Origin of the sequence: Bacillus sp. AFS059628, assembly GCF_002571225.1 — a bacterium.
Taxonomy (GTDB): Bacteria; Bacillota; Bacilli; order Bacillales; family Bacillaceae_G; genus Bacillus_A.
Genome location: NZ_NVEC01000134.1, coordinates 1 through 7,774, shown reverse-complemented (window position 1 = coordinate 7,774; position 7,774 = coordinate 1). Strand labels below are relative to the sequence as shown.

Annotated in this window: 5 protein-coding genes and 2 pseudogenes; 1 reads left to right on the top strand and 6 read right to left on the bottom strand. The window is 32.8% G+C overall.

Features of this window, described 5'->3' with window-relative positions:
* The 4 genes and pseudogenes from COL05_RS30280 to COL05_RS30265 all read right to left on the bottom strand — a co-directional run.
* Positions 1 to 1,074 (bottom strand): glycosyltransferase WbsX family protein (locus COL05_RS30280; RefSeq protein ID WP_098671305.1); only part of this gene is annotated, 1,074 nt, incomplete at its 3' end.
* Positions 1,075 to 1,340: 266 nt separating this feature from the next.
* Positions 1,341 to 1,622, bottom strand: a pseudogene (locus tag COL05_RS30275) (methyltransferase); the annotation flags it as partial.
* 26 nt (positions 1,623 to 1,648) lie between these two features.
* Positions 1,649 to 2,371 carry a class I SAM-dependent methyltransferase gene (locus COL05_RS30270; RefSeq protein ID WP_098671304.1) on the bottom strand — a complete coding sequence of 241 codons (723 nt, stop codon included), beginning with the start codon at positions 2,369 to 2,371 and terminating at the stop codon, positions 1,649 to 1,651.
* A 165-nt stretch (positions 2,372 to 2,536) separates the two neighbouring features.
* A complete protein-coding gene (locus tag COL05_RS30265; protein ID WP_098671303.1) occupies positions 2,537 to 3,331 on the bottom strand; it encodes a sulfotransferase family 2 domain-containing protein in 795 nt (264 codons plus the stop codon).
* 261 nt (positions 3,332 to 3,592) lie between these two features.
* On the opposite strand from COL05_RS30265, the pseudogene COL05_RS30260 reads away from it, so the two are divergent.
* Positions 3,593 to 4,536: pseudogene (locus COL05_RS30260) on the top strand (NAD-dependent epimerase/dehydratase family protein).
* Positions 4,537 to 4,679: 143 nt separating this feature from the next.
* On the opposite strand, the gene COL05_RS30255 reads toward COL05_RS30260, so the two are convergent.
* Positions 4,680 to 5,456 (bottom strand): class I SAM-dependent methyltransferase, encoded by a 777-nt coding sequence (locus tag COL05_RS30255; protein ID WP_098671302.1) that lies wholly within the window; start codon positions 5,454 to 5,456, stop codon positions 4,680 to 4,682.
* Positions 5,457 to 5,522: 66 nt separating this feature from the next.
* Entirely contained in the window at positions 5,523 to 7,454 is a 1,932-nt protein-coding gene (locus COL05_RS30250; protein WP_098671301.1) for a glycosyltransferase, read from the bottom strand.
* Positions 7,455 to 7,774: the final 320 nt, after the last annotated feature.

Sequence of the window (7,774 nt, the reverse complement as noted above, 5' to 3'; positions counted from 1 at the left end):
GAATGACTCGTCTTTTTTGTATGTTTTCATACCTCTGTTAATTGCTTGTTTAACTCCTTCTAAATAGGCAAAGCCATGCCTCTTATCTGGTTCTAAGTAAGTACCTTCTGCCCACTCATTCCACGCGTTAATAAATAAAAACTCGCTATCATAAAGGGAAAACGTACGGTGAATTTGCTTGCTTAAATATATTGTGAACTTCTCAGGAGTAGAGCCTACGAAAATGCTGCTATTTAAGTCTTTACGGCGTGCTGTGTTGTCCCAGTCAACAAAGGCACCGGGAAATGTTTTTTTCTTTGAAGGAGATCGCTTTAGTATATACATCCACACTTTATCATAATCCCAAGCGTTTATTTGTTTATCAGATTCATATATTATCTTATTTATGTCGGAAGAGCTATCATGAGCAATTGTATAAAAAGGCTCGAATTGAATGCTCGCATCGAATCCGTTTATATTAGGAAGTGGAAAGCTGTTTAATGTTTCTACAAAATATATACCTTTCAAACCATTTTCTTGTGCGAGTGTATTCCAGTAATTAAGCATTTGCGCACAATCAGGGATGTGCCCAGGACGATAAATAATGAATAGTGGTTTATCATCTATACGGATATATCTCTCATCTTGGAAAGCTTGTAATAAATACTCAAAGTGTTCTTTCCAATCTGATAATTCTCCGTAATCTTGAGGCATTAATATGTGACTATCAAGACCATCCCAAGTTTTTGTCCATGGTTCATTTGCCCAAGACAGACAAAATGGAAAATCGGGTTCGCCCGTCTTAAGTACCTCATTAAATGGTCTCTCCAATAGCCTCTTTCCTTTAAACCAGTAATGGTAATAACAAAAACCATATATGCCGTGTGCTTTGGCAATTTCTGCTTGCCACTTTCTTACGGATGGGGTGGTTAAGTCATAATAAAAATCTTGATAAGGTTCTCTAGGTTGATAATGTCCTGAAAATAAAGGTCGTGCATTTTTAGTATTTGTCCATTCAGTAAAACCTTTTCCCCACCATCGGTCATTTTCTTTTATTTGATGAAACTGTGGTAAGTAAAAAGCAATTATTTTCAAGATATATCCCCCTTATGTGCTTCGTCGTTCAAGTGGTGGGAAGTTATTTTTGATTTTTCAAATATAGTTAAAGCATGAGATCTGTTATTTACTTACTCTGTTTATGCCTCATAATGAATTCTTTTGTACAGTTTGCTTGATATGGAAATCTTTGATGATGTAATATATACGGCTGAGATACAAAATGATCTTCATTATACAATGAGCGAAAAGAGTTAATCTTTTTGGAGAACATCTTTGAAAAAGAGGCGTATGATTCTTCCCTATCCGCAACCAAAGTCTAAAATTTTACGTTCTTTATTCAAGGGAACACCTAAATTATGGGCATATGTTTTTACAAGTCTATAAAACAAATATGCTTCATAAAGAGCATGCTCATAGGGAGCACCTACAAACTGTTGTTGAATTTATTTCGAGGGGAACGTATGTACTGGGATGCCGTTTATCTTTGTTTGTGAGCAACTTTGTATAAATAGATTAAGAAGTTCAACATCAGAAAGCGGGCTAACAAGGTTATCAAAATCACTTCCTAACTTAAGGTTATTCATTTGTTAACCTCCAAATTATATAGTGCCTAAAAATCATTTTCTTGTTTTTTACTAATAAAAACATGCAAAAATTCAGCATCTAACCCCAATGATCTATCCTTTTGTAAATAAACAATAGTATACATAGTTGCATGTGTATAAATATATTCAATCATATCTTGACCCCAATCAAATGTTACTAAAGACCCATTCTCATCAATAGGATTTCCGTGATAAATTGGCTCTTCAATATACTCAATTCCACCCTTATTGATTCTTGCTCTTTGCAAAGTCTTTGGGAGTGTATGGTACCAAGGGACAGTAAACACGTGAGCACCGCCAGGCTTTAATACACGCTCTATTTCTTTAAAGGCTTTGTTTGGTTCCATTACATGTTCAAAGACATCTTGAGTAATGAATAAATCAAAAGATTCATTTTGAAAGGTCATGTCTTCTAAGTTCTCGCATCTAATCCCTTGAAAGTATTGGCCGAGAGGATAGTTTTTAAAGTATTGAGAGTATGTATAGTTTTTGCATTTTTTTATTAGCAGTTGAGTTGTAATCCCTCCAGGAGAGGATTCGTGAATATGATAGGAACCCCATTTTGGAAAAAATGTATTTAAAACATGAATTAAAGCTCTCTGCCTCGGTATAGAGTGGCATGTAGAACATAAGTAGTGATCTCTAAGCCAATCGTTATGCTCTATAAATGTAGCTTCCTTCTCACAAATAACGCAATATCCATTATTGTGTTTCAATTTATCTTCCACACAATATCACCTCTGTGTAAAAAATGCATATGACATACCCGTTAACAATTAGCGAAATGAAAGAGAGTGGCTGGAAATAGTAGATGGAGAGAGCCCTACGTTAATTAAAGTTTCACTTTATGCTATGCGATACATTTGCTTTTATTCATTGGAGAATATATCAACTTAAAATATCCCTTTTGTGTATGGATACATTTCAAAGTCCTGTGCATATATTTCTGTAACTAAATCCATTGTTTCTTTATCATAGAAGCTTTCATATGTTGGAAATCGTGGGAAGTCTTTATCTGTAATGCTAAGTTCTGCGTAGTTTCCTGGATAAATCATCTTTGGACCGCGATTATGATTTGAATTTGTAAGTATTGCTAGGTCAGATTTAATTAAACTGTATTTTTCTTCTATTTTTGTAATTTGGGTATTAAAATCTTCTAAAGGTATGTAGTGCTGGATGAAGGCTTCTTCGCCTTGAACATATTGTTGACTAAAATGTATATCTATGGCTCGAGAATTGGAACCAAATACCTGAACGTAATATAAAAATTGTTTAAATGATATTCCTTTCTTACTATATTTGTCATTATAAAAACACTTACGTATATTTTCCCATTGGGGACTAGAATAGGGATTATCAGCGAGCAATAGAAATGAGCTAACGGCCCTTGTATAGGGATTTCGCACAAGTTTACAAACATCTTTTTTTGCTTCTAAAAGACTATTTTGCAACGCTGCTATGTAATCTTTATTATTTTTATATACCCAGAACTCATAATAATGAATAAAATCATTGTATTTCTTTGCTTCAGAAAATAATCCAATTTGAAAAAAGAACCAATTAGCTAATGATGTACATCCGCTTTTATGGCTCCAAAATAGTATAAGAGGAAAATCCTTATGGAAATGGGGAATACGATCTTTATGTAGAATGATGTACTCTAAAAACTTTTGATTTATATTTTTCATGAGTTTAACACTCCTTTTTTAAGGATATGAAGAGGATTTTTTATTAATCCAATATATTCATAAGAATGAGTAAATATTATGAGTGTATTTTGCTTTCGTCTTAAATAAGAAAGAGATTCTAAAAGAGAAATATAAAATAAAGATAATGAAAATGTATAAGAGGCATACAATTATAAGAAAAGAAATAATAAAAGTGTCCAAGTTCATTTATTTGTATTTCTAGGTGTGATAAGCAAAAATTTTATTACTAGAGAGGATATTATGGGGAAGAATAATTATTTAATAGTAGGTGGAAATAGTTTCATTGGTATTAATCTCGCATTAGGTTTATTGAAACAAGGTCAAAATGTAAAAGTATTTTCCAGACATATAAATAATTTCCCTCAAAATATTATACGTGAGGTTGAGTTTATTAAAGGTGATTTAGCGAATGTTGAAGATATATATAAAGCTTTAGTAGATGTAGATATTATTATTTACTTAGCTGCAACGTCTAATGTAGCAACTTCAATTGAAGATGTTTTCGGAGATATAAACAGTAGCTTTTTTTTCTTAACTTCATGGAAAGCGTTAAAAATTTTCCTATTAAAAAAATTGTATTAGCATCTTCTGGAGGAACAGTTTATGGTGAACCTGAATATTTACCTATTGATGAGGAACATCCATTAAAGCCACTTTCTCCTTATGGAATAACAAAAGTGTCGCTTGAAAATTATTTATACTTTTATAAGAAAAAATATGAAATTGATTATGTTGTATGTAGATATTCTAATCCATATGGAAAATATCAAAATCCGTTAAAGAAAGTTGGGGCAATAAATTGTTTTTTGTATCAACATCTCAGTAATGAAAAGATTAATATATATGGGAATCCACAAGAGATTATTAGAGATTATATTTATATCGATGATTTAGTGGAAATCACTATACAACTATCACAATTAAACCGCTTGAAGTCTTGTGTGTATAACATAGGGAGCGGCAAGGGTCTTTCTTTAAAGCGAATTATAGTAGAACTGGAGAAATTAACGGAAAGAAAAGTGGATTTTATTTGCTATAAACAAAAGCAAGAAAACGTTCAAAAAATCATTTTAAATATAGATAGAGTAAGACGAGAATGTAATTGGGAACCAAAAGTTGATTTCAAAAGTGGGATTAGATTAAATAAGCTATGGATTGAAGAGTTCTTATATAGTAAAAAATAATAAGCCATGCCCTACTTCTGTATAAGTAGAGCGTGGTTTATTATTTTATCCCACTTTAATGGGCAGTAAGACCCCCACTTCAAAATGCAGCGAAAGCAAAGAATTTAGGTGGGAGAGGAAGAAAACCCCCGCTGATTAAAGTTTCACTGTATTTCTTTTTTTATTACCCAAAGGTCTTGATGTTCCCACCAAAAACCTTCATTGTATTTTTTGATAATAGGGTTATAAGGTAATAATTTAATTTTATCACATACGTAAGAGGGGCTAACGATCGTTTGTCCGTATTGATGAACGTCTAAATCCAGTTGTTCGCTAGAGGGGAGAAACCAATAACCCTGTTCATTTAAATCGGGAAAGCCGAAGTACTTTTTACTTTGATATCCATGAGTTGTGAAAATGAATAATCCGCCAGGGGAAACAGCGTTATACAATGTTTGAAGCCAACGAAACCAGGTTGTATTAGGCATATGAGAAAAAAAGGATAGACAAAAAACGATATCATACGTAGACGAGGCTAATTTTACTTGTTCTGGTTCAGGATGAGATAAGATAGAAGCAGTATTTAATGTACTTTCAATAAAAGTAATAGCCTCTTCATGTATATCACAAGTAGTTATACTTAAGTTCGTTTGTAGGTTTAATAAATGACGTGTTATGCAGCCATATCCAGATGCGAATTCTAATAATTGAATGGGAGTGTCTATAGGAGGAGAAAAGGAAGTAATTAAATCTAAGAGTGTCTCTGCTGATTTTCTTCCATCTTTAAAATAATAATCTATCGCTTCTTTTTTGGAAGGAAAGACTGGATTTGTGACAAGGAATTGAAAGATATGATCTTCTGGATGGATACTTGCATTTACATTGTAGTTGTGTGCCATTTGAGAAATCAAATCTTTATTTGCCTCTATAAATTCTTTCAAAGAGTAACCCTCCTTAAATGATAGTAACGTCTTACAAGAGATACTAATGGTGAGGAAAGTGTATAATTAAATCTTCAAATATGCTTTAAGGTACTTTCTATATGTGTACATTTTCTTTTTTGAAATGTCGTCGATAGTAAAGGTTTCTTTAATGAAATTTTGCATTTGTACAACTTCACTGTAGTGGGAATATGAATCTTCTGTTTTCGTTACACTATTTGTATGTCGTCTATGATAGTTTAGCGGCTTTGGATTGAAATAAATGTCCCCTTCTTTAAGGATAGAAACATAGAAAAACCAATCACCAGCTACTTTAAACTTTTCTAATTGTGTTGCTGTTGTTTGTATATCTCTGTTTTTAAAAACTACACTTGAGACATTAGGTATCGTGTTTTTGATAAGTAACGTATCTTGTATTTCATCTATCCCTTTTCGGAAATAAGGACGCTGCCATTTTTCTTTATCAATATCATTTGTGTAATCTAGATAATGATCGGCTAGGAGGTTTCCTTGTTCATCTATTTGTTTCGATTGTGTGTAGCCTAAGGAAACATCATTATTTATATGAAACCCTTGTATTACTTCTTCTAAAAATGTCTGATCACATAAATCATCAGCCTCTGCAATCCAAATGTAATCACCAGTTGCTGCAGAGATGCCTTTTATCCATTGTTTAAATACAGAACCAGAGTTTGTATCATTAATAATTTTTTGAACTTTTAGGTGGGATTTATTTTCGTTTGAGAGCAGCTGTTCAAATATAGATACACTATTGTCAGTAGAAGCATCGTCTAGGAAAATTAGTTCGTAAAGGGGGTAGGTTTGGTTTAATATGGATTTAACTCGGTCAGGTAAGTATTTTTCGTAATTATAGTTCGGTATGATTACGCTTATTTTCTTGTAATTATGATCAAGCAGGTTTAACAATTGATAAATGTAATGAAGGAAGTTGAAATCTTTTTCGATAAGTTCTTGGCCAAAGCTCCCTTTTTGTAACCGTAACTCTTCATCGTCAATAAATTCATATATTTTTTCCAGCATCATCGGTAAGTTTAAATAGTCTACTAATGCGCCGGTTTGTTCCGTAACAACATCTTCAAAACCTCCAGCGTTTTTAAACCCTATAACAGGGACCTTTGTATCTAATGCCTCTAAAACAACGTTGGGAAAAGGGTCTTCTCTTGAAGTTAATAAATATAAATCAGCCCCGGCGTTATATAAACCGATATCTGGAGTTGGGTCCACTAATGTGAAATGTGCTGTATACCTAGGGGATAGTGTATTTAAAAAATGAACATCTGTTTTCCCAACCCAAATAAAATGAATATTCGTATGAACCTTTCTTACTGAGTAAGCAATAAGTGAGAATAAATCTATTCCTTTTCGATGATCAGCGAAACCTACTCCTAAAATGATTTTGCTATCTAGAGGCAGATTGTGTTTTTTTCGTAATTCGTTTCTAGCTTTTGCGATATTGTTCTTATAAGGATTGTGGTTAAACAAGCCTTGAGGGAGAATGTGGCATTTTTGATAATCTAATTGAGTGATTGTACGGAATTTTTCATACACGTACTGTGAAGGGAAGACAATTTTGCACGCAAATTTGGCAATGTTTCTAGCTTTTCCCTCGGCAGAGTACTGTTGTATTAAATGCGGTAATTCATGTATTAATGAAATAACTTTTATATTGTGTTTAGCTAGTAATGCAACTATATCACCGCTTATGACGGTACTACATATGGCGAGGGTATAGTCTTGTAACAATAACTTCTTTATTAATAATTCGACCTTTTCTTCCGTTGGGTAGTTTTCCTCTAGGCAATAAACAGGACCATACTTTTGAAAATCTTGGATTAAAATGCCCGTTCCAATAGAAATAATTGCGACAGAGTAGTTAAAGTTTTCTTTAAGAGCTTTAATAGTATGTAAAGAAAGCAGCTGCGCTCCGTGGAAATGGGCATCATGGGATACATAAATGATTTTCTTATTAACATGCATTTCATAACGCCTCCTAGGTTAATTAGGTTTTTAGTAAATGTATGGCGTACTTATAATTCCTAGAGAGAAGTAGTAGAAGATAATTGTGAATGTGGCTGGGATGTACTCGCAATAAAAAATGCTACTTTTAATATATATTTGTTTGGCTTGATATTCATTCTTTAGAAAGGTATAAGTGGTAAGAAAGTATAAAGTGTCGATTGTGAAAATGACTGTACCAGTTTATGAATCACTAGAGACGGAGAATACCTTTTATAATTTATAAAATAAAAAGGATAAAAGGTCTTGACGATTAGGGTGTAGAGGTGTAATATAGAACA

Coding starts and splice junctions, on each gene's coding strand:
- COL05_RS30265 (WP_098671303.1), bottom strand. CDS start 3,331: ATGAAAAATATAAATCAAAAGTTTTTAGAGTACATCATTCTACATAAA.
- COL05_RS30250 (WP_098671301.1), bottom strand. CDS start 7,454: ATGCATGTTAATAAGAAAATCATTTATGTATCCCATGATGCCCATTTC.